This window comes from Alteromonas sp. C1M14 (genome assembly GCF_018860965.1).
Classification (GTDB): Bacteria; Pseudomonadota; Gammaproteobacteria; order Enterobacterales; family Alteromonadaceae; genus Alteromonas.
Map to the genome: position 1 here is coordinate 141,297 of NZ_JAHKQF010000015.1, position 22,903 is coordinate 164,199.

Annotated in this window: 22 protein-coding genes; 14 read left to right on the top strand and 8 right to left on the bottom strand. The window is 45.6% G+C overall.

The annotated features are described in order from the left end of the window. The first annotated feature begins 190 nt into the window (after window positions 1–190). Complete coding sequence (suhB, locus tag KO501_RS13145; protein ID WP_216030129.1) at window positions 191–967, top strand: inositol-1-monophosphatase; 777 nt, start codon at window positions 191–193, stop codon at window positions 965–967. A 61-nt stretch (window positions 968–1,028) separates the two neighbouring features. On the opposite strand, the gene secF is transcribed toward suhB, so the two are convergent. The 6 genes from secF to KO501_RS13175 form a co-directional block, all read right to left on the bottom strand. Beyond that, a complete protein-coding gene (secF, locus tag KO501_RS13150) occupies window positions 1,029–1,970 on the bottom strand; it encodes a protein translocase subunit SecF (protein WP_216030130.1) in 942 nt (313 codons plus the stop codon). 12 nt (window positions 1,971–1,982) lie between these two features. Beyond that, window positions 1,983–3,827, bottom strand: a complete 1,845-nt coding sequence (gene secD / locus KO501_RS13155; protein ID WP_216030131.1) for a protein translocase subunit SecD — start codon at window positions 3,825–3,827, stop codon at window positions 1,983–1,985. 54 nt (window positions 3,828–3,881) lie between these two features. Then, the gene (yajC, locus tag KO501_RS13160; RefSeq protein WP_216030132.1) at window positions 3,882–4,220 is read right to left on the bottom strand and encodes a preprotein translocase subunit YajC; all 339 of its coding nucleotides are present in this window, start codon (window positions 4,218–4,220) and stop codon (window positions 3,882–3,884) included. A 27-nt stretch (window positions 4,221–4,247) separates the two neighbouring features. Further along, the gene (tgt, locus tag KO501_RS13165; protein WP_216030133.1) at window positions 4,248–5,360 is read right to left on the bottom strand and encodes a tRNA guanosine(34) transglycosylase Tgt; all 1,113 of its coding nucleotides are present in this window, start codon (window positions 5,358–5,360) and stop codon (window positions 4,248–4,250) included. A gap of 138 nt (window positions 5,361–5,498) precedes the next feature. Next, a complete protein-coding gene (gene queA, locus KO501_RS13170; protein ID WP_216030134.1) occupies window positions 5,499–6,539 on the bottom strand; it encodes a tRNA preQ1(34) S-adenosylmethionine ribosyltransferase-isomerase QueA in 1,041 nt (346 codons plus the stop codon). Between the two features lie 269 nt (window positions 6,540–6,808). After that, complete coding sequence (locus KO501_RS13175) at window positions 6,809–7,075, bottom strand: DUF6471 domain-containing protein (protein ID WP_216030135.1); 267 nt, start codon at window positions 7,073–7,075, stop codon at window positions 6,809–6,811. 170 nt (window positions 7,076–7,245) lie between these two features. Between KO501_RS13175 and KO501_RS13180 the strand changes: the two genes are divergently transcribed. From KO501_RS13180 to KO501_RS13220, 9 genes are all read left to right on the top strand, one after another. Continuing rightward, window positions 7,246–7,635 (top strand): DUF2170 family protein, encoded by a 390-nt coding sequence (locus tag KO501_RS13180; protein WP_216030136.1) that lies wholly within the window; start codon window positions 7,246–7,248, stop codon window positions 7,633–7,635. Window positions 7,636–7,652: 17 nt separating this feature from the next. Next, a complete protein-coding gene (locus KO501_RS13185) occupies window positions 7,653–8,333 on the top strand; it encodes a PspA/IM30 family protein (protein WP_216030137.1) in 681 nt (226 codons plus the stop codon). A 105-nt stretch (window positions 8,334–8,438) separates the two neighbouring features. Continuing rightward, window positions 8,439–9,494: a potassium channel family protein gene (locus KO501_RS13190; RefSeq protein WP_216030138.1), complete on the top strand. Its 1,056-nt coding sequence runs from the start codon at window positions 8,439–8,441 to the stop codon at window positions 9,492–9,494. Then, complete coding sequence (locus KO501_RS13195; RefSeq protein WP_216030139.1) at window positions 9,495–10,145, top strand: YjfK family protein; 651 nt, start codon at window positions 9,495–9,497, stop codon at window positions 10,143–10,145. A 12-nt stretch (window positions 10,146–10,157) separates the two neighbouring features. Then, window positions 10,158–10,574 carry a DUF350 domain-containing protein gene (locus KO501_RS13200; protein ID WP_216030140.1) on the top strand — a complete coding sequence of 139 codons (417 nt, stop codon included), beginning with the start codon at window positions 10,158–10,160 and terminating at the stop codon, window positions 10,572–10,574. An 18-nt stretch (window positions 10,575–10,592) separates the two neighbouring features. Then, window positions 10,593–11,204 (top strand): DUF1190 domain-containing protein, encoded by a 612-nt coding sequence (locus tag KO501_RS13205; RefSeq protein ID WP_216030141.1) that lies wholly within the window; start codon window positions 10,593–10,595, stop codon window positions 11,202–11,204. A 3-nt stretch (window positions 11,205–11,207) separates the two neighbouring features. Beyond that, the gene (locus KO501_RS13210; protein ID WP_216030142.1) at window positions 11,208–12,371 is read left to right on the top strand and encodes a glutathionylspermidine synthase family protein; all 1,164 of its coding nucleotides are present in this window, start codon (window positions 11,208–11,210) and stop codon (window positions 12,369–12,371) included. Between the two features lie 5 nt (window positions 12,372–12,376). Then, entirely contained in the window at window positions 12,377–12,916 is a 540-nt protein-coding gene (locus KO501_RS13215; RefSeq protein WP_216030143.1) for a rhomboid family intramembrane serine protease, read from the top strand. A 45-nt stretch (window positions 12,917–12,961) separates the two neighbouring features. Then, window positions 12,962–13,666, top strand: coding sequence for a VC0807 family protein (locus KO501_RS13220; RefSeq protein ID WP_216030144.1), 705 nt, complete (start codon window positions 12,962–12,964; stop codon window positions 13,664–13,666). Between the two features lie 51 nt (window positions 13,667–13,717). On the opposite strand, the gene KO501_RS13225 is transcribed toward KO501_RS13220, so the two are convergent. Beyond that, a complete protein-coding gene (locus tag KO501_RS13225; RefSeq protein ID WP_216030145.1) occupies window positions 13,718–15,154 on the bottom strand; it encodes an alkaline phosphatase in 1,437 nt (478 codons plus the stop codon). Between the two features lie 467 nt (window positions 15,155–15,621). Here KO501_RS13225 and KO501_RS13230 point away from each other — a divergent pair, with 467 nt between their 5' ends. The 4 genes from KO501_RS13230 to KO501_RS13245 all read left to right on the top strand — a co-directional run bounded on the left by KO501_RS13230 (window position 15,622) and on the right by KO501_RS13245 (window position 21,840). Then, complete coding sequence (locus tag KO501_RS13230; protein WP_216030146.1) at window positions 15,622–17,217, top strand: isocitrate lyase; 1,596 nt, start codon at window positions 15,622–15,624, stop codon at window positions 17,215–17,217. Window positions 17,218–17,465: 248 nt separating this feature from the next. After that, the gene (locus tag KO501_RS13235; RefSeq protein WP_216030147.1) at window positions 17,466–18,413 is read left to right on the top strand and encodes a LysR family transcriptional regulator; all 948 of its coding nucleotides are present in this window, start codon (window positions 17,466–17,468) and stop codon (window positions 18,411–18,413) included. Between the two features lie 121 nt (window positions 18,414–18,534). Continuing rightward, entirely contained in the window at window positions 18,535–20,706 is a 2,172-nt protein-coding gene (locus KO501_RS13240; protein WP_216030148.1) for a malate synthase G, read from the top strand. Between the two features lie 267 nt (window positions 20,707–20,973). Continuing rightward, the gene (locus tag KO501_RS13245) at window positions 20,974–21,840 is read left to right on the top strand and encodes a PEP-CTERM/exosortase system-associated acyltransferase (protein ID WP_216030149.1); all 867 of its coding nucleotides are present in this window, start codon (window positions 20,974–20,976) and stop codon (window positions 21,838–21,840) included. 39 nt (window positions 21,841–21,879) lie between these two features. On the opposite strand, the gene KO501_RS13250 is transcribed toward KO501_RS13245, so the two are convergent. After that, window positions 21,880–22,896, bottom strand: coding sequence for an NAD-dependent epimerase (locus KO501_RS13250; protein ID WP_216030150.1), 1,017 nt, complete (start codon window positions 22,894–22,896; stop codon window positions 21,880–21,882). Window positions 22,897–22,903: the final 7 nt, after the last annotated feature.

Consider the following 22,903-nt stretch of genomic DNA (forward strand, 5'->3'; position numbering starts at 1 on the left):
TCACCTATATTTCGGTGGCGGATGATAGCACAACCGCCCCAATGATAGCTATTTACCCTACTAAGACCCTGTTTAACACAAATGTGATTGCATATTTTACTTGCTCTGTTAAACTTCGCGCGCTTCCTAACGGGTATGGTCAAAATCCATACAGCGTTTATTCTGATCTTTTACAATTGGTGGTTTAACTATGCATCCTATGCTGAATATTGCGGTGCGCGCTGCGCGTGTTGCTGGACAAATTATCGTTCGCGGTTTTGAAAACCGTAGCGACCTGACAAAAGAAATCAAAGGCGTTAACGATTATGTCACCTTGATTGATAAAGAGGCTGAACAAGCTATTATCAATAAAATTCAGCAATCTTATCCTGATCACTGTTTTCTTGGCGAAGAGAGTGGTGAAACCCACGGCACTGAGACCGAGTTTCAATGGATAATTGATCCTTTGGATGGTACCACCAATTTTATTAAAGGCATCCCACACTTTGCCGTTTCCATCGCCTTATTACACAAAGGTCGTCTCGACCAAGCTGTAGTATTTGATCCTATTCGTAGTGAAATATTTACCGCCAGCCGTGGACAAGGCGCACAGGTCAATGGTTATCGTATACGTACCACTAAGCCAAAAGACTTGTCAGAAACTGTCTTGGCCACTGCCCTTCCATTTAAAGAAAAAGCCCAGTTTGGTGAGTTTGCCCTTAGCTTAAACAAAATCTTTCGTGAATGTGGTGATATTCGCCGCGGCGGCAGTGCTGCACTCGATATGGCCTATGTTGCTGCAGGCCGAATGGACGGCTACTGGGAACGAGGAATCAAAGCCTGGGATATCGCCGCAGGTGAATTATTGGTTCGTGAAGCGGGCGGTCTAGTCACCGACTTTGTTGGTAATAACGATCCTATGTATAAAGGCGAAATCGTAGCAGGTAGCCCAAAAGTGGTACAAAACCTGGTAAAACACCTTAAGTAATCTCTCTCTTTAAACAAAAAAAAGGTCGCCTAAGCGACCTTTTTTTGTGAGTCAATTTAGCCTAAGGAAGGGGGTCTAAATCAGCCCCTTCTTTTTCCACTTGTGGCGGCATCAAATCTTCTTTGCTGATCCCCAACGCCAATGCCACAGAGCTGGCAATATAAATGGAAGAATAGGTTCCCACCACAATACCAAACAACAATGCAGTGGCAAATCCGTGGATCAGTGCCCCACCTTTATAGAATAAGGCCACCAGCACCAACACGGTGGTCAATGACGTAATGATGGTTCGGTTTAAGGTTTGCGACAATGAAATATTCACAATTTCCACCGGTTCACCCTTACGGATTTTACGGAAGTTCTCTCGTATTCTGTCGCACACAACAATGGTGTCATTCAGTGAATAACCAATTACGGCAAGCACTGCGGCGAGTACGGTAAGATCAAATTCGATTTGAAAAACCGCGAACAAACCTAAGGTCAGAATGACGTCGTGTACCAACGCCGATACCGAACCTAACGCAAACCGCCATTCGAAACGCATAGCCACATAAATCAATATACAGATAAGCGCCACAAGCATGGCTAAACCGCCCTGCTCGGTCAGTTCTTCACCAACCTGAGGACCAACGAACTCAATACGGCGCATTTCTACGCTTTCGCCTTTAGAACGCAATGCTTCTAATACTTGCTCACCAATAACCGACGCCTTGATACCCTCTCTTGGCGCAATTCGAATAAGCACATCTTGACTGCTACCAAAATTTTGGACCACGGCATCGATAAAATCAGCATCGGCTAATTCACCGCGAATGGATTCTAAATCGGCGGATTTTTCATAGCCCACTTCAATTAGGGTGCCCCCCGTAAAGTCGAGCCCCCAATTTAACTTGTTGACTGCAAGGGCAGTTATGGAACCCAAAATAAGAATGGTAGACAATATCATGGTTGCAAAGCGCAACCGCATGAAATTGACCGTATGATTTAACGATAAAAACTGCATATAAACGGTTCCTTAAATGGGCAGCTTATTCACTCGACGTCCACCCCAAACAGCGTTGGTGACCATACGAGTTACAACAATGGCTGTAAACATAGACGTGGCAATACCAATCATCAGAGTAATGGAAAACCCTTTGATCGGCCCTGTTCCTACTGCGAACAAGATCATGCCTGCAATCAACGTTGTGACATTGGCATCCATGATGGTGGAAAATGCACTGTCATACCCTAAGTGAATAGCTTGTTGAGGAGAACGCCCATCACGGAGTTCTTCTCTTATTCGTTCGAAGATCAATACATTGGCATCAACGGCCATGCCCACGGTTAATACAATACCTGCCATGCCTGGCAAGGTAAGGGTAGCACCGGGTATCATCGACATGACGCCCACAATGACCACCAGGTTACTAATCAGCGCGACATTGGCAATTAAACCAAACGCTTTGTAGTACACCACCATAAACACCAGCACTGCCACAAGCCCCCAAATGATGGCCTGCATACCCATTTCAATATTTTCAGCCCCTAGACTTGGGCCCACGGTACGTTCTTCCACAATTTGAATTGGCGCAATCAAGGCACCAGCACGAAGCAACAACGCGAGATCCCGTGCTTCTTTTGGCGAATCTAAGCCAGTGATCCTAAAGCTACTGCCTAGTTGCGCACGGATAGTGGCAACACTGATCACTTCTTCGTGCTTTTCGAACACCAATTTACCTTCCGCATTTCGCTCTCCGGTAGATTTGTACTCGATAAACACTGTGGCCATGGGCTTACCAATATTGCCTCGGGTCGCTCGGGACATTTTATTACCGCCCTCAGAATCAAGGGAAATATTTACCTGAGGAATGCCATATTCATCCACGCCACTGCTTGCATCGGTAATGTGGTTACCGGTTAGCATAATTTGCTTTTCAAGCAATTGAGGGCGACCTTCTTGATCGTTTATCAACTGAGAGCCCGCAGGTACGCGGCCATCCACTGCATCCATAACATCATGGTCCATATCGACCATTCTAAATTCCAGTGTGGCGGTGGCGTTCAGTATCTCTTTTGCTCGTGCGGTGTCTTGGATACCCGGTAGCTGTACAACGATGCGATCAGCACCTTGCTTTTGCACCACAGGTTCTGCCACACCCAATTGGTTTACCCGGTTACGGATAATCGTGATATTTTGCTTAACCGCATTGTCACGAATGGTGGCTAATTTTGATTCCGAGAAAGACGCTTTAAGCACCAAATCGGCATCTTCTTCAAAGGATAAATCACGGTTTTGATTGCGTAAGAAAAACTCGGCTTTTTCCAAGGTTTCCTGATCGCGGAACTGAATAGCAATAAAGTCATCTCGTTGGGTCACGGTACGATAACGTAAACCTTCTTCACGTAACGAGGTTTTAAACCCGTTTTCGGCATCTTCCAAAGACTTTTTAATGGCTTCGCTCATGTCCACTTCCATCAAGAAGTGCACACCGCCTCGTAAATCTAGGCCCAGCTTCATGGGAGAAGCACCAAGATTTTCCAGCCAAGCGGGGGTATCGGCAGCAAGGTTCATTGCTACGTAGTAATCCGTACCCAGTTCTTTTTCTAATAGTTCTCGCGCTCTTAGCTGCGCATCGCTACTGGTTAACCGTACAAGAATTTGATCGTTCTCAAACTCAATGCTTTTTGGTGAAATGCTGTTTTCCGAGAGGGTCTTTTCAACTCGGGTTACCATTTGCTCGGTAACAGTTGCATCCCTACCCGCTGAAATCTGCACAGCGTTGTCTTCACCATAAATATTGGGAAGTGCATACAGGGCACACAGACCGATGGTTAGAATAACCAGTAGCACTTTCCAGATAGAATTTTTATTTAACACAAGAAATTCCTTTTACCAACGTGCCGAGTAAATACTCGGCACGGGTAGTAACACTTAGATCGACTTCATGGTGCCTTTGGGCAGCACAGCGGAAACAGATGATTTTTGAATAACAATATGGGTTTCATCATTAAGGGCAATTTCAACAAAATCTTTGTCGTCAGCCACTTTGGTAATACGACCAACTAATCCACCCTGAGTAAGCACTTCGTCACCTTTGCCTAAAGAAGCGATTAAGTTTTTGTGCTCTTTAACGCGCTTAGCTTGTGGGCGATATAATAGAAAATAGAAAATTAATCCAAACACACCCAGCATAATGAGCATTTCGAAGCCGCCACCCTGTGATTGGCCACCGGCGGTTTGTGCGTAAGCATCAGAAATAAATAAGCTCATAGTATCCTCATTTTTTAAACGTTGTAATTATAGCGCCGGTACCGGCATATCTTTTTGTGCGTAAAATTCCGCGACGAATTCATCCAAACTGTCTGTGGCAATAGCATCCCGTAACCCCTGCATTACCCTCTGATAATAACGCAGGTTATGAATGGTATTCAGTCTGGCGCCCAGTATCTCATTACACTTGTCAAGATGATGGAGATATGAACGGGAATAATTTTTACAAGTGTAGCAATCACATTTTTCATCAAGTGGCGCGGTGTCATTGCGATGCTTGGCATTGCGGATCTTCACCACCCCGTCAGTGACAAATAGGTGTCCGTTACGGGCATTACGTGTTGGCATTACACAATCGAACATATCAATGCCCCTGCGCACCGCTTCCACGATATCTTCCGGCTTTCCAACGCCCATTAAATAACGGGGTTTGTTATCGGGTATTTTTGGCGCGGTGTGATCAATGATGCGGATCATGTCTTCTTTAGGCTCACCCACCGATAGCCCGCCAATGGCATAGCCATCAAAGCCGATGTCTTCTAAACCAGCTAAAGAAACATCCCGCAGTCCTTCATACATGCCACCTTGAATTATACCGAACAAGGCCGAGGGATTCCCCTCATGGGCTGCTTTACTGCGCTTTGCCCAGCGTAACGATAATTCCATGGAAATGCGGGCTTCTTGCTCGGTGGCAGGATATGGCGTGCATTCATCAAAAATCATGACGATATCGGAACCGAGATCCCGCTGCACTTCCATGGATTTTTCCGGCGTAAGCAGAATTTTTTCACCGTTAATGGGGGAACGGAAGGTTACGCCCTCTTCGGTAATTTTGCGTAAATCGCCTAAACTAAAAACCTGAAAACCACCGGAGTCAGTTAATATTGGTTTATCCCAGTGCATAAAATCATGGAGATCACCATGTTGTTTTATGATGCTGGTTCCCGGACGGAGCATTAGATGGAAGGTATTGCCTAAACAAATATGTGCGCCGCTTTCGTCAAGCTCTTCCGGCGTCATTCCTTTAACCGTTCCATAAGTACCAACTGGCATAAAGGCAGGGGTTTCCACCACGCCCCTATCGAAAACCAGTCGTCCGCGTCTGGCTTTTCCGTCAGTATTTAGTAATTCAAATTGCATTAACTTCGTTATCCTAAAAACGCCGGTCGCACCTAACGCAACCCGGATGGATTAATATTGGCGGGGATTATAACAGTTTCCCCAAGTAGATCATGCCTTGCAACGCCCTTGAACGTGAATTAACCGCAAAGGGACCTGCTAGTTGACCTTTCGCTCAATAAACATACTGTCACCGTAGCTGAAAAAGCGGTATTTTTCTGCAATCGCATGTTCATAGGCACTCATCACGTTTTCTCTACCGGCAAAGGCACTGATAAGCATCATCAAGGTAGACTCAGGCAAGTGAAAATTGGTAAACATGGCATCGACAACTTTAAAATCGAAGCCAGGATAGATAAAAATGTCGGTATCGTCACAAAAAGGGGCGATTAACCCGTTGGTTGCCGCCCGCGCCGCCGACTCAAGAGAACGTACTGAGGTCGTGCCCACGGCAATCACTCGCTTACCTGCCGCTTTGGTTGCCAATACCGATTCCACAACCTCTGCGGGCACATCTGCATACTCTGAGTGCATCACATGTTCATGTATATTGTCTACCCGCACAGGCTGGAATGTGCCAGCGCCAACATGCAGTGTGACAAACGCAAGATTGACCCCCTTGTCCCGCAGCGCTGTCAGCATGTCATCATCAAAATGTAAGCCTGCGGTGGGTGCCGCTACTGCACCGGGCTTTTGGTTGTATACCGTTTGGTAACGTTCTTTATCACTATTTTCATCGGCTCTATCGATATACGGCGGTAACGGCATATGACCGTATTGTTCCAGTGCACTTAACACTGTCGATTGGGTCTCGAATTTTAATAAAAACAACGCACCTTCTCTACCGAGCACGGTCACAGGCAGCGCCGATTCAAGTAACAATTTTGACCCCGGCTTGGGGGCTTTACTGGCTCGAACATGGGCCAATACTTCATTATTTTCCAGAATCCGTTCCACCAACACTTCCAGTTGTCCACCGGTCTCTTTTTGACCTTTAAGGCGTGCTGGAATTACTCGGGTATTATTGAATACCAGTAGGTCGCCTGGCTCCACTAAAGACAACATTTGTTCAAATTGCATATCCCGCACCACTCCTGTGTTACCAGACAAACACAATAGTCGGCTAGCGCGACGTTTTTGAGCAGGATATTTAGCAATTAAGCTCTCTGGCAATTCAAAACTGAAATCAGATAATTTCATTATTCACTTCAAATTCAATTAATTAAAAACATGCAAACTGCAGGGGTATTGTTTTTTATACGTAGATACCTTTCGGTATACGCACAATAAATATACGGCAGGTGCTTTAACAGGTACGATCCGCCCCAGATAGTGATGATGTTCTCCCAAACGAATCCTATTCTTCGGCCCGGTATATTTACCGGGCTTTTTTATTGCCATTCACTTGGTGATAGCCAGACCCGGGGATTATTTTGTATTCCCTCACCCTGTACCTGTAATAAAAAATACTAATTCATGTCCTTGAGAATATCTTCGACATCCTGCATCGACAAGGTACGGGCATTCAAGACCATCATTATCTGTAAAAACAAATCGGCACCCATGATACCTTTATTTACTTTATTGCGCAGGTTATCTGCACTTTGCTTGACGCCTACCTCTGCGAGTCTCTCGCTCAATCCTTGATATTTTACTCCTCTCACGGACATTTCCGCTTTAACTAAACGGGCTACCAGCTGCCGCCAATTATTTTTTGAAGTCAAAATAATCACCATTTGTGAGTTATAGTTTACAAAAAAACATTTATTTACACATAAATGAGCTATTGATTATTGACTACTTTACCCCCATCTGTCTACACTAGCCACATGAATCTTGTCGAACACGGAACCAGTCGTTTACAGTGTTGTCGACATTTTCGCTTCAATTGCAAAGGAGAAACGCTATGACGTGGGATCTAGAAAAGCTTGAATCCCTCCTAAAAGAACACGATGACTTTGTCATTACCCGTGAACAAGGTTGTCTTCTTATTGCCAACCAAGACGGGCTTGATGCTTGGTTAGCGCTTAGTGGAGAACAAATTCTTGTTGAAAGCCTGTTATTTCCGGCATCGGCAGTGAAAGACAAACCTGCGTTAGACCATGAAATACTGTCTACCCATATGGTCTTTCCACTCACAACGGTGGGGATTTCCACCATTGGTGGCGATGAATACTATACGGCGTTTGGCGCACTCAGTGCCCAATCTAAGCCAGAGAGTGTTGTTATTGAAGTTGAAACATTATTCCAGAATGTAGCCTCATTTCTTGATGCCTACGAAAATCATCTGAAATAAGTTACCAGGAGAAGCGAATGTCTGTTTGGAAAAAATTAATTACCGCAGTAAAAGGCGGCGCCAATGAAGCTGCGCAAGCGGTTGCCGATAGTCAGGCTATTAGAATTTTAGAGCAGGAAATACGTGAAGCAAAAGAAGAGCTACGTAAATCCGATCATGCACGCACTCAAATTCTGGCGAAATGTAAACTGTCACAACAAAAAGTAGATAGCTTCAGTGCCTCTATTTCAGAATATGAAGCCCATGCACGTAAGGCCATCGACACGGATCGCCAGCTCGCATTAGACTGCGCACAGAAAGTGGCTGATTTAAAAACCGAGCAAGAACAGGAACAGCGTTACCTGGATCAGTTTAAACAGTCAGAAAAGCAATTAGCGCACAATATTCAGCAAGCAAAAGCGAATTTGCGTAGATTAGAACAACAGGTAGACATGGTTAAGGCCACCGAAAGTGTGCAAAAAGCGCAGGTTGCGGTTTCTTCCCGTCACCTTGGAGCCAACAGTAAAATGAAAACGGCTACCGAATCTTTGTCTCGTATTCAAGAGAAGCAAAATCAGCGTAATGCTGAGTTGCAAGCTGCCGAAGAATTAGCCGCTGATGAATCTAGCAACGATTTAGAAAAACGCCTAGCTGAAGCGGGTATCGCGGGAGGCAAAAGCTCTGCAGATGATGAGTTAAGCCGTATTCTAGGTAAGTAAAGTAGATAAAAGGGCGCCTCTTTGCGCCCTTTCTATTGGACTTGCGGCTAAATATACTTTAGCGTCTTGCTCATAATAGACTGAATCAGGACATCACGTCTCACTATGGCAATTTGGGTCATCATCCGTAAAGTGATGCTGCGATATTTTTCTGAATCTCGCTGGTATACCATTGTTATCTTTGCGCTTGGCTATGGCGTTCTTGCCTGGCTATTGCTGTATCTCGCTGGCGAGCACGCGTTAACGAACAATATCGATTTTATTTACTGGATGGCCGTCACTGCATCCACCGTAGGCTATGGTGATCTCTCACCGACGTCTTCAGCAGGAAAACTAATCGTCGCCCTTTTTATTATTCCTGTGGGATTGAGTATTTTTGCTATGGTTGTGGGACGAATCGCAGCCTGGGTAAGTCATCACTGGCAACGAGGGTTATTAGGTATGAAACCTGTGCACGTAGAACAGCATATATTAGTGATAGGATGGAACGAAAACAAAACCCTATTACTCCTTGATTTACTGCTAAAGGAACGAGAAGCGCTGGCGGATAAGCCTGCCATCGTGTTGTGTGTTAAAGCCGATATTCAAAATCCTCTGCCAGATCAAATTGAATTTGTGAAAGTGGACTCCTTTAATCGCGATGAGGATATGGATAGAGCCCATGTGGCAAAAGCAAGCACTATTCTTATCGACAATCCCCAAGACGACGTCACCCTAACCACCGCCTTGTATTGCACAAAACGCAATCCTGATGCTCACAAAGTGGCCTATTTTACCGATGACACACTGGTAGGCTTACTACAGCAACATTGCCCTAAGGTGGAATGTACGCCCTCAGTCGCAGTGGAAATGCTAGCAAAAGCCGCCTTTGATCCCGGCTCTAGCACCTTGCACCATGATTTAATTAGTGTGGACGCCGGTCAGGCCCAGTTTTCCAACGACATTCCTCAAGGGGTGCCTTCCCTCTCGTTTGAAACGGCGTTTACCAATATGAAAAAGCATTATGATGCCATTCTTATTGGTTATGCCCCCAAAGGCATTTATCAGAACCTTGTTCTAAATCCCCCGTACTCCGACACATTATCTGGCGGTGACAGAATTTTCTATATTTCAGAACGACGGTTAAATGATATCGACTGGCAAGTATTAGGAGCACATTAGATGTTTAGTAAGTGGTTTGGTAAGAAAAAAGCCCAAGAGGAAAAACCGCAGGCACCAGAGATTATGGGCTTGTATCTTGGTGGCTCATTCGAACTGGATGATCTGAAATTAAAGCTCATAGAACCCCAATTGACCATAGAAGGGGCTGCTCGCTCTCAGCTGATCCAAGCCGTGGGCGACGCACCGTTAGACAGTGGCGGCACATTACGCCGTTTCTACACTGACGATGACGGCTTCTTGCAAGTTGTGCTTGATGGTGGCGACACGGAAAACCACATTACTGATGTCAAATTGTGGTACTTTTATGAAACCCAAACCATCGGTTCACAAGCCCAGTGGGATCGTGTTTTAAACTCAGTGATTTCCCAACCCACTTATACCCTGGATGGGCAACAATACCATCGCGTTTGGAATGCGGTAGGCGAGGTTTCTCCACCTGTGGCCGTTACCGAGACTACTTACGAAGAGGACGGTGACGTCAGCACAACAGACCAATTTATGATGTTATACGAACGTGCCATAGAAAATGGACGTACCGAATCATTGTTAGTGGTAGGGGAAGAAAAAATCGTCGGCAGCAACGCAGATCGCTGCCTAGTTATTAGTACCGGGTTCGATATTGAACCTGCAGATATCACCATTAACGGTTAAATAGGACATACCATGGACAGTATTATCACCTCTCTTTCCGGACTGGATAACTTTGCCATTTATTTCGGCATTTCCATTCTTTTCCTTTTCGTATTTAAAATATTGTATGCCTTTGTTACCCCCCATGATGAATGGAAACTGGTAAAAGAAGACAAAAATGTCGCCGCGGCTGTTGGTTTCGGTGGCGCTTTAATCGGTTTTGCTATCGCGTTATCTGGCGCCGCGTCTAATGCAGTTTCATTGATTGATTTTGCATTGTGGGGTGTGGTGGCGATTTTGGCACAGTCAGTGGCCTTTGCCTTACTTCGTTTTACGTTCATGCCTAAAATTGCAGAACGTATTAGTAACAATGAAATTTCTGCTGGCGTTATGCTCGCCGCCATGTCTGTCGCCGTCGGCCTGCTTAACGCGGCCTGCATGACGTACTAATTTGGAGGGCAATTCATTATGACCCGCAAACGCAGTAAAACCATTAACTTAGCCACAATGCGCAAAGCCTTTGCATTAAAGCCGCTTGCCGTAGGGGTTACCGCAATCATGGCTTCTGGTTGTGCAGATGATCGCCAAGATGCCAAAATTTACACCTCCCTAGAGGCCTGTAAAACAGACTACCCTGATGCGGTGCAAAAGTGTGAAACCGCTTACGAAACCGCTTTAGAGGAGTCGGCACGCACCAGTCCGCGCTTTAACTCTGAACACGATTGTGAATACGAATTCGGTGCCAACCAATGCCAACAAGTTAGCAATAACGGCCATAGCTTTTTTATGCCGTTTATGACCGGTTATATGGTCAGTCGGCTATTAAGTCCTGGCCCAATGTATTCCCAGCCTATCTATACGTCCTATTCGCCATACTCATCTTTTCGTTCACGTTGGGTTACCGCTGACGGCCACGTATTTAGTGGAGACATTGGCAAGCGTAATTACAAAGTAAGCCCTTCCACATTTAAGGCGAAACCCACTGTAACCCGTACCGTAAGTCGCGGTGGCTTTGGCAGCTCAGTGCGGGCTAAATCCAGTTGGGGCAGTAGTAGTCGCTCTGGCGGCTGGGGCGGTTAAGTCGTGTTTCGGATCCCGGTTTCGCCTCGCAGTGATTGGCAGCAACAAGCGGCAGAGTTTGGCTTTCACTTTCACACAATGTATGGCGAACCCTATTGGGACGAATCAGCTTACTATCAGTTTTCATTAGCCCAAATTGAAAACCACATAGAAGATCCCACCGCTCAGTTACACCAAATGTGCCTTGAGGCCGTTGACAAAATCATCAATGATGAACAATGGCTTCGCCGCTTTTGTATCCCTCAGGAGCACTGGGATATGATTTATCATTCGTGGCAAGAGCGTGCTCCAAGTTTATACTCACGACTCGATTTGGTGTACGACGGTAAAAACCCAGTGAAGTTACTCGAAAATAACGCTGATACGCCCACCTCATTGTACGAATCTGGGTTTTGGCAATGGCTTTGGCTAGAACAACAAGTCGATAAGCAGGTATTGCCCCGACACAGTGACCAATTTAATTCATTACAAGAGAAGCTGATCCAGCGTTTTACAGAAATTGGTCGGCACTACAGCATTGATCAGATGCATTTTACCTGCTGTAAAGACACTGAAGAAGACCGGGGCACGGTTCAATATCTGCAAGATTGTGCCACGGCAGCAGGTTTTCAGACTGACTTTATTTTTGTCGAAGATATTGGTCTAGGCGATACCGGCGTTTTTACAGACTTACGGGACGCCCCCATTACCGATTGCTTTAAGCTCTACCCTTGGGAGTTTATGTTACGGGAATCTTTTGGTAGTGCCTTGTATGAAGCCAATACCCACTGGTTAGAACCTCCCTGGAAAGCCCTATTATCAAATAAAGCCCTTTTGCCATTACTGTGGGAGATGTTCCCCAACCATCCAAATTTGCTACCTGCCTATTTTGCAGATAGCACCACGCGCTACAACACCGGAAAATGGATAAAAAAACCCATTTTTTCCCGCGAAGGCGCCAATATATCTATGCTAGAAAACGGTGAAGAAACTCGCCTATCTGACGGTCCGTATGGTGAAGAGGGCTATATAGTTCAAGCCTTTCATCCACTGCCGGTATTTGAAAACAATCATACCCTTATTGGTAGTTGGCTTGTTGACGACATGCCTGCGGGTATTTCAGTGAGAGAAGATAACGCAGCCGTGACCCAGGATCTTTCCCGTTACCTTCCCCATATCATTGCGTAATCCGTATGTCACAGTTTAAAAATCAAATAAAGCTACTGGCGGCAATTGCCGGCTTATTAATAATCATTGAAGTCATTAATGTGCTTACAGCAAACAGTTTAAATCAGTTTGGTGTGTTACCCCGAGCACTGCCCTACCTTCCTTATATATTTACCGCGCCCTTGCTACATGGCTCTGTTGGGCACCTAACGGCCAATTTAGTGCCACTATTGCTGTTTATGTGGCTATCACTGCAATGGGGAAATCGCACATTCTGGTTAACCACCCTTACCATTTGTATTATTGGCGGCTTAGGTGTTTGGCTATTCGGACGCTCGGCCATGCATATTGGTGCCAGTGGTATGGTTTACGGCTATTTTGGCTTTTTATTGCTGGCCGGCTTTCGAACACGCCGCGCCCCCTACATTGTCATTTCAGTGCTCGTGGCTATCCTATACGGCGGTATGCTATTTGGTATATTACCCACCCGCGCTTTCGTGTCCTTCGAATACCACTTTTTCGGTTTTGTTGGTGGCTTAATCGCGGCATGGGCTTGGGTGAAATAAATCCATCCCGTATACTAACCTTAATAACAGTCATATAAGAATACTATGTCGACACAAAGCGAAACGAAGAAACAACAAAACCAAGGATTTTTCGGAAATCTGGCATTCAATATTGTTATCCCCGTTGTCATTATGTCCTATAGCAGTGGCGATGAATACCTTGGTCCAGCCTGGAGCATTGTCGCCGCCCTCGCCTTTCCCGTGGCGTATGGCGTATGGGATCTCAAACAATCAGGTAAGGTTAACGGATTTTCTATATTAGGGATTGTCAGTGTCATTCTCACCGGTGGCATCAGCCTATTAAAATTACCCGCAGAATATATCGCCATCAAAGAGGCTGCCATTCCGGCGCTCATCGGGTTAGCAGTTTTGGTTACCCAATTTAGCAAAAAGCCGTTGGTAAAAATGCTTATCCTTAACGACCAAATCATCAATTGGGATAACCTGAATAAGTCGTTGGACGAAAAAGGTAAGCAAGACGAATTCAAAAAGAAGGTAGCCGTCAGTTCTTATATTGTCGCCAGCTCGTTTTTCTTATCATCGGTATTAAATTACGTGTTAGCAAAAATGATCTTAGTCAGTGAGCCGGGTACCACGGCCTATACCGAAGAGTTGGGAAGAATGACAATGCTGAGTTATCCAGTCATTGTTATACCTAGCATGATTTTATTGGCTACCGCTTTATGGTATTTATTTTCTCAAATCGGCAAGATCACCGGTGAAGAACTCGATACCTTTTTAAATCAATAAAAAGAGATGGGATAAAAAAAGGGGCCTGAAGGCCCCTTTTTTTTGGCGAGTTTAAGATTCACATCGCCACTGCGATTTAAAATCGCAGCCTTTAGCGTCCCCTTCTGCAACAGGTTCTTGCTCGAGGGCATCGCTAGCATTTTCTTTTTGATCTAAAAACTTAAAGAAGGTGTTGGCTATATCCGTATTATCTATCTGCCCGATAAAGGCGTCATAACCGGCACCAAAAGCGAACACTTCCACATCTACCCCAGTGTGACCACTGGTTGTCCAGCCCGTGTTAGTGCGCTTATCAAGCAAGGTTTTGAGCCCCGCCGTGCGCCCCTGACTATCGGTGATACTGGCAATGGCTGTAACCTGCGCTTTTTCCTCATCAGATAAGGAAAAACCGAACTGTTCCTCAACAAGCGCGATGGGGTCAGAATTATCAACCATTCGGTGTGCCACCATGGCTACCGACGCCTTCATGTTTTGAATATATTGCGGTTCCCACACATATTTACCGTCTGCACCTATGGATAGGCCTCCGGTGCTATGATCCGCCGTCAGCACCACGAGGGTGTCTGGATGGGCAGCCACATATTGCTTGAGATACTTGATGGTCGCTGCTAAATCATCCATTTCTGCCATTGCCGAAGCAATGTCATTACTGTGACCTGCCCAGTCAACTTGACTGGCTTCGACCAATAAAAAGAAGCCATTGTCATTTTCCAAGTGCTTGATCGCATTCTTAGTAAGATAAGATAGGCGATGGGGACGACTGTCATCTAATGCGGCAGGAAGGCCCACAGGCGCAAAGAGGCCAAGTACGTTAGCACCTGCTGGCAAGGTAGCCAATTTATTGTAGGTATCCACATATTCGTAACCGCTATCAATAAATTCGCCAACGAGGTTTCTGTCGTCGCGCTCAAAGAACTCGGTGCCACCACCTAACATGACGTCGGCCACAAACTTGCCATCGATGCGATCATCAAAAAAGCTATCCGCAAGCTCATTGTAGTTCTTTCTACTTTCATTATGGGCGACGTAACATGCCGGTGTTGCGTGGTTAATTTGTGATGTTACTGCCACCCCAGTGCGCATACCTAGTTTTTTGGCTCGTTGTAACACAGACTCTACCGGTTGCTTATTCACGTCAACCGCAATGGCACCGTTATACGATTTCACCCCGGTCGCCAACGCCGTTGCAGCGGCAGCAGAATCAGTGACATAACCTGATACAGGCGCAGGATAGGTAGAGGCATTCCCCACTAAAATATCGTCAAAAACCACATTCTCTATATTAGGGGTTGAAGGATCATCGGCAAAATTGCGATACGCAGTCGTATAAGCGGGCCCCATGCCGTCAGAAACCACCATGATGATATTTTTAGGCTGGGTAACACTGGTTCGTTCTACCGATGCATAAGAAGCTGTTGTATTTAGTTGCGTGCACCCCTGAACGACCATGATGGCGAATAGCGAAAGCACACCGTATTTTTTTTGCATTATCTTGTCCGTGCTGAGAAAGAGCCCGTAGTGTAAAACACAACGATAATTGCAACAAATCGATTTTCCACAGACGCCTGTAAATAAAGTTTACTTGCAAGTGTCGTTAAAAAACCTATTGGAAACGCCCATACGATGGCTGAATTAGTCCGTGCTGAATCATCACTATTTTTTTAACGAATAGGTACGCCCTCAACTTTCCGGCTGTCATTGGACAAAATGTTCATTAACACAGCCCCCCTGCTCTCTCGCTACAAGCTGGGGAGGGCCCTTCACCCCATTAATGTAACCCACCTCGTTAACTTTCATGCGCACCCACATCAATCATTCATAGTAATTATGGTGAAAATGATAGATATATATTTCTTTTATTGGGCGACTCCCACTAGGATGATTTTGAGCGGTCGATAACGCAGTGCAGCGGAATCGCTAAATTCTATTTTAAAGAGAGATTGGGAGAGACTTGTATGTCGCAATATCAACAAGACATCGATACCATTGCAACGTTAAAAGCAGCGCAAAAAGGCGCATGGGAAGGCATTAATCCAGAATATGCCGCACGTATGATGGCACAGAATCAATTTAAAACTGGATTAGATATTGCCAAGTACACTGCCGGCATTATGCGTCGCGACATGGCACAGTACGATGCTGACAGCGCAAGTTATACACAGTCACTTGGTTGCTGGCACGGTTTCGTTGGCCAACAAAAAATGTTATCCATTAAGAAACACCACGGAACTACAGACAAAAGATATCTTTATCTGTCTGGTTGGATGGTAGCGGCCCTTCGTTCTGAATTTGGTCCTTTGCCTGACCAGTCTATGCACGAGAAAACGTCTGTTCCTGCGCTTATCGAAGAGTTATACACCTTTTTACGTCAAGCTGATGCCCGAGAACTCGGCGATTTGTTTAAGCAGCTGGACGCAGCAAAAGCAAATAACGGCGACGTCGCCGCGATCCAAGATAAAATTGATAATTTTGAAACCCATGTGGTGCCAATTATCGCCGATATCGATGCCGGTTTTGGTAACGAGGAAGCGACCTATTTATTGGCAAAGAAAATGATTGAAGCCGGCGCATGCTGTATTCAAATAGAAAACCAAGTGTCTGACGCCAAACAATGTGGCCACCAAGACGGAAAAGTCACCGTTCCCCATGAAGATTTTCTAGCGAAAATCAACGCGGTTCGTTACGCCTTCTTAGAGCTTGGGGTAGACGATGGGGTAATCGTTGCCCGCACCGACTCTTTAGGCGCTGGCTTAACCCAAAAAATCCCTGTCTCGAAAGAACCTGGTGATTTGGCATCTCAGTACAATGCATTTTTAGAAACCACGCCGGTTAATAGCACCGATGACCTGACTGAAGGTGACATTGTTTTAAAACAAGACGGTAAACTGGTGAAACCCGTGCGTCTACCAAACGGCTTGTTCAAATTCCGCGACAATACCGGTGTTGACCGTGTGGTACTTGATTGTATTATTTCTTTACAACGAGGCGCTGATTTACTGTGGATTGAAACAGAGAAGCCCCACGTGCAGCAAATCGCGGATATGGTGAACGCAATCCGTGAAGTGGTGCCTGATGCGAAGCTGGTCTACAACAACTCACCGTCCTTTAACTGGACCCTCAACTTCCGTCAGCAAGTGTTCGATCTTTGGCAGGAAGAAGGTAAAGATGTATCGGCATACGACCGTGATAAGCTGATGTCTGTGGATTACGATGCGTCTGAACTGGCCATCGCTGCCGATGAAAAAATCCAGCACTTCCAACGCGATGCGTCTCGTGAAGCGGGTATTTTCCATCACCTTATTACATTACCTACGTACCACACTGCAGCATTGTCTACCGATGATCTTGCCCAGGGCTACTTCGGTGATGACGGCATGCTAGCCTACGTTCGTGGCGTTCAGCGCCGAGAACTTCGAGGTGGCTTGGCCTGTGTTAAGCACCAAGCAATGGCAGGTTCTGATTTGGGTGATACCCATAAAGAATACTTCTCCGGTGACGCGGCGCTGAAAGCTGCCGGTGAAGACAACACCATGAATCAGTTCGACGTATAATTCTTCATTGTTACGCGATTTTGGCTCCTTCGGGAGCCTTTTTTATATTCAGCTTATTTATTAAAAGCCAAAGCCAAAAATTTATCGCTTCCTACGCTAATTTTCTAAATCCTCCCATTGAGACTAAAGTATCAGTACTTTAGGTGCCGATTCACAGCAAAATCTGCGACTATTAGTCAATCTGACATATGGACCTGCTGTCTTTATAATAGTAAAAGTAAATATTATTAATTTGGAGCATTTAAAACATGAATATTGCCAAAGTGGATCTCAATCTATTGGTCTATCTCGATGTTTTGTTACGGGAAGGCAGTGTCACCCGTGCCGCAAATCAGTTGAGCATTACCCAACCGGCAATGAGCAATGGACTTAAACGCTTACGTGACTTGTTTAAAGACCCGCTTTTAGTGCGCACCAGTGAAGGCATGACGCCCACAAAACGCGCCCTCGAATTGCAACCGGTGATACGGGATGTGTTAAGTAAACTGGAAAGCTCCATTCAGCCAGAAACCGATTTTGATCCTGCCAGCAGCGCCCGAACCTTCCGCATCATGACCAGTGATTATGCGGAAAGCACCCTCTTGCTAGAATTGGTAGGACGGTTAAGCAGTGTCGCGCCGAATATCACCTTAGATTTAATTACACCCAGTGACGTTACCTTCCATGATGTAGAGCAAGGCAAGGTCGATATGGCCATTAACCGGTTTGACGAATTACCGCTGTCTTTTCATCAAAAAGTGATCTGGTACGACAGTTTTAGCTGTGTGTTAAGCGCCAGCCATCCGCTAGCGTCAAAGTGGAACCTTGATACATATTTAAGCACGCAGCACATCTGGGTGAGTAAAACCGGATTTGGTGTGGGCGTCGGCATTGACCCTAATGAAGTGCAAAAGCTTGGTTGGGTAGATGCAGAGCTGACAAAAATTGGTAAACAACGGGCCATTCGGGTTTTCACACGGCACTATCATGCCGCATTACAAATTGCTAAAACTCAAAACTTGGTGGCCACATTGCCTAGCAAAGCCGCGCGCCTTTTCAAAGATGATCCCAATGTAATAGTAAAAGATCCGCCCTTTGACATTCCCCCTATTGCGTTAAAAATGGCATGGAGCGCACTACTTCATCACGATGCGGGGCATATCTGGCTAAGACGCTTAATTGGTGAAGTTGCCGCAGAAATGAACAGTGAACAATAGGCTCATTTTTCTTTCTACAACAGCGCATTCATGAAATTAATGACAATTATAGAAACCATAAATTAAAAATAATGTGCCAGACTCTCTACACTGGACACAGATTGTCAACGCAGAGGTCAGTATGAAAGGCTATATACAACATGGAAGGCTTCAGGTCGCTGAAGTTTTAGACAGTTTCATTAACACACAAGCATTGCCTGGTACGCACGTAGCGCCGGCAGCTTTTTGGCAAGCTTTCGAGGCATTACTCATCGACCTCACGCCTCAAAATAAGGCTCTGTTGGAAAAACGGGACAGCTTGCAGGCACAAATTGATCGTTATCATCAAGCTTCGAAGTCACCCACCGGTGACGAATATCTAGCCTTCCTTAAAGAAATAGGCTACCTGCAACCTCAACCTGAAGAGGTCGTTGCCACCACCGAAAATGTAGATGCTGAAATTGCTACCATGGCAGGCCCTCAATTAGTGGTGCCCATCAACAATGCTCGGTATGCGCTAAATGCAGCAAACGCCCGTTGGGGAAGTTTGTACGATGCCCTGTACGGTACGGATGTTATTAGCGACGACGGCGGTGCCGAAGCCGGTAAAACCTATAATCCGGCTAGGGGGGCGAAGGTTATCGCCAAGTCAAAAGAATGGTTAGACATCATGCTGCCCCTCGCCAATGGCTTTCATTCCCAAGTCAAAGGATATGAACTACAAGGTTCACAACTACTGGCCCGTTTATCTGACAGCCAAACCAGTCCGTTAAAATCGCCAGAGCAGTTTGTTGGTTACCAAGGTAGTGCGGCAGCACCGACGTCCTTGTTCTGTTGCCATAACGGTCTGCATTTTGAATTACAGATTGATGCCACCGATCCTATTGGCAGTAGCGATCCTGCCAGCGTTAAAGACATTGTGTTGGAAGCCGCCCTTACTACCATAATGGATTGCGAAGATTCTGTTGCCGCGGTAGACGCCGAAGACAAAACCCTGGTGTATGCCAACTGGTTAGGCTTAATGACGGGCGATCTGACGCTTACCATGGAAAAAAACGGCCGTAAAATTACCCGTGCCATGCAACAAGACAAGCAATTTATTAGTGCCGCCGATCCAGCTCAAACCGTAACCCTATCTGGTCGTAGCCTCATGTTTGTCAGAAATGTGGGCCATTTGATGACCAATGATGCCATCTTGCTAGACGACGCCCCTGTGTATGAAGGCCTAATGGACGGGGTGATCACCGCGTTAATTGGCAAACATGACGTGCTCGGTAACGGCAAATATAAAAACTCGCAAAAGGGCAGTATTTATATCGTTAAACCCAAAATGCACGGACCTGAAGAAGTGGCGTTTACCGATACCTTATTTGCCCGTATCGAAACCATGCTCGATTTACCCACAGATACGCTTAAAATGGGTATTATGGATGAAGAGCGGCGCACCAGCATTAACCTTAAAGCTTGCATCGGTGCCGCATCTTCCCGGGTCGCTTTCATCAATACCGGGTTTCTTGATCGTACCGGCGATGAAATTCATACCTCCATGTATGCAGGCCCGTTTGCGCCAAAAGGTGATTTAAAAGCCATGGCGTGGATCCAAGCATACGAAAAAGCGAACGTGGTCACCGGTTTACAATGTGGTCTAAGCGGTCGTGCGCAGATAGGTAAAGGCATGTGGGCTATCCCCGATCAAATGGCCAATATGATGGAAGTCAAAGTCGGCCATCCTATGGCAGGGGCAAATACCGCTTGGGTACCCTCGCCCACAGCGGCCACATTGCATAGCCTGCATTACCACGATGTTGATGTCTTTGGTATTCAACGGGCCATGGGTAATACGCCCTTTGATGGCACCAAAGAAATCCTGACTATTCCACTTTTGTCAGACCCTTCAACCTTGTCTGAGACACAAATTCAGCGTGAAGTAGACAACAATGTGCAGGGTATTCTTGGATATGTCGTGCGCTGGGTGCATCAGGGTATCGGCTGTTCAAAAGTGCCTGATATTAATAATGTGGGATTGATGGAAGACAGAGCAACATTACGTATATCTTCTCAACATTTAGCCAACTGGCTCCTTCACGATATTATTTCCCACGACCAGGTCATGCAGTCTCTAGAAACCATGGCGGTATTGGTCGATAAACAAAATGAAGGCGATGCCGATTATATACCCATGACGCCCAATTTAGCCGATTCTTTTGGTTTCCAAGCAGCCAAAGCATTAATTTTTGAAGGTGTAAGCCAACCTAACGGTTACACCGAGCCTCTTCTGCATCAAAAACGCAGAGAAATGAAAACCGCGGTTTAAGCTGTCGTAAAGCCACATATTGTGGCTTTATTTTTTTATACCTTTAGTTAAAAAAACAGTCCTAAACACTGGCTCCTAGCCCTTTCCCCCTATCTGATGCGTGTGTATGCTTCTAATAGTGGCACGTTGTCACGAGAATGAACTATAGTTTGAACAGGACACAATGCCGAATGACCGCTCTAGTGAGTACGACGGCAACATCAGCAAACTGTTCTTCATTCACGTATGCGGCAAATTTAGCATAGTTGGAAAGTACAGAGTTGTAATATGACGAAACACTCAATTTTTGACATTATAAATAAAAAAATTCGTAAAAGCCGGGTTGGAAAAATGGTGTCCGGCTATCAACAATTACGGGAAGCTAACTATATTTCTTCCCATTTCAGCAGTTACCTAGAGCCGGTTTTAGCCATCGACGACGATTTAAGGCGCACCGTATACGGCATACGACACAACGTCTATTGTGAGGAACTCGCATTCGAACCCGTCCATCCAGATGGCTTAGAACAAGATGAGTTTGATAGCTACTCCCGTCATTGTTTGATTCGGCACATCAACACAAATCAAATGGCAGGGACAGTAAGAACCGTTCGTCCTTTACTAGAAGAACAATATCTACCTATTGAAAAATACTGTAACGACTCTATCACCCGGGATGATCTTCGTCCGCAGAACTTTGCGCGCCATGAAGTCTGTGAAATATCTCGCTTAGCCGTACCTAAATACTTTAGACGTCGTCGTACTGATGAATTTGAAGGTTCAGCCACCGGTGTCATCAACCCCGCAACCTATTCAGAAACCGAATTACGTTGCTTTCCGTTTATCGCTGTAGGACTCTACTTTGCTGCCGCGGCCTCTGCCCTTGAATTCGGCGTCAAGCATGCGTATGTGATGATGGAGCCTCGACTGGCCAGAAGTATGGGTTATGTAGGTATTAAGTTTCAGCAAATAGGCCCTGTAGTGGACTATCACGGTAAGCGTGCGCCCTATTATATTAATCGCCCCTTACTTGAAGGCAGCCTTAAGCCTGGTTTTGCGTCAATGTTGAACGAGATTCGACTATCACTGCGACAGCAGATCCCTTTTATGCCAGAAGAACAAGAAGATTATTTACAGCAGTTTCTAAAAAAATAACGGTTGCACCTTATCGTGCAACCGCCGTTTTCTAACGTCTTACACCTTATAAAAGGCTTTATACCAATCAACGAATTTGCCAATACCCGTTTTAATATCTGTGGTTGGACGGTAGCCTGTATCGTTTACCAACGCTTCGACATCGGCATAAGTATCAGGCACATCCCCTTGCTGTAGTGGCAGCAATTCTTTTTCTGCTTTTTTACCGAGAGCATCTTCCAGCGTCTCTATGTACGTGAGCAGATGTACCGGAGTTTGTGCGCCGATATTATAAACTTTAAACGGTGCCTTACTTGAGCCAGGGCTCGGTGTTTGCCCTGTCCATTCTGGATTTGGCGCCGCCGTATTATCTAGTGTGGCGATAATACCTTCAACAATATCATCAATATAAGTAAAGTCTCGACGATGGTTACCGAAGTTAAACACCTGAATGGGTTTATCATCCAAAATGGCTTTAGTAAATAGGAATAATGCCATATCCGGACGGCCCCAAGGCCCATAAACGGTGAAAAAGCGTAAACCTGTGGTTGGTAATCCGTATAGGTGACTATAGGTATGGGCCATTAATTCATTGGCTTTTTTGCTGGCAGCATAAAGTGACACGGGATGATCCACATTATCTTCCACTGCAAACGGCATATTTTCATTCGCCCCATAAACCGAACTAGAAGACGCGTAAACCAAATGTTTAACACTGTTGTGGCGGCAACCTTCCAATACGTTCATAAAGCCAACAATGTTGGCGTCGATATACGCATGAGGATTTTCTAAGGAATAACGCACCCCTGCTTGAGCGGCAAGATGAACAACCTTATCAAATTTCTCCTCGGCAAAAAGGCGCTCCATTCCTTCTCTGTCTTCCACCGCCATTTTAACAAAGGTAAATTTATCGGCAGAGGGCAACGCTTTGATTCTGTCTAAGCGAGCGAGTTTGAGTGAAACATCGTAGTAATCATTCAAATTGTCGATACCAACAACTTCATCACCACGTGCTAACAGATACATGGACACATGAGAGCCAATAAACCCTGCTGCGCCAGTAACCAATACTTTCATTTCATTG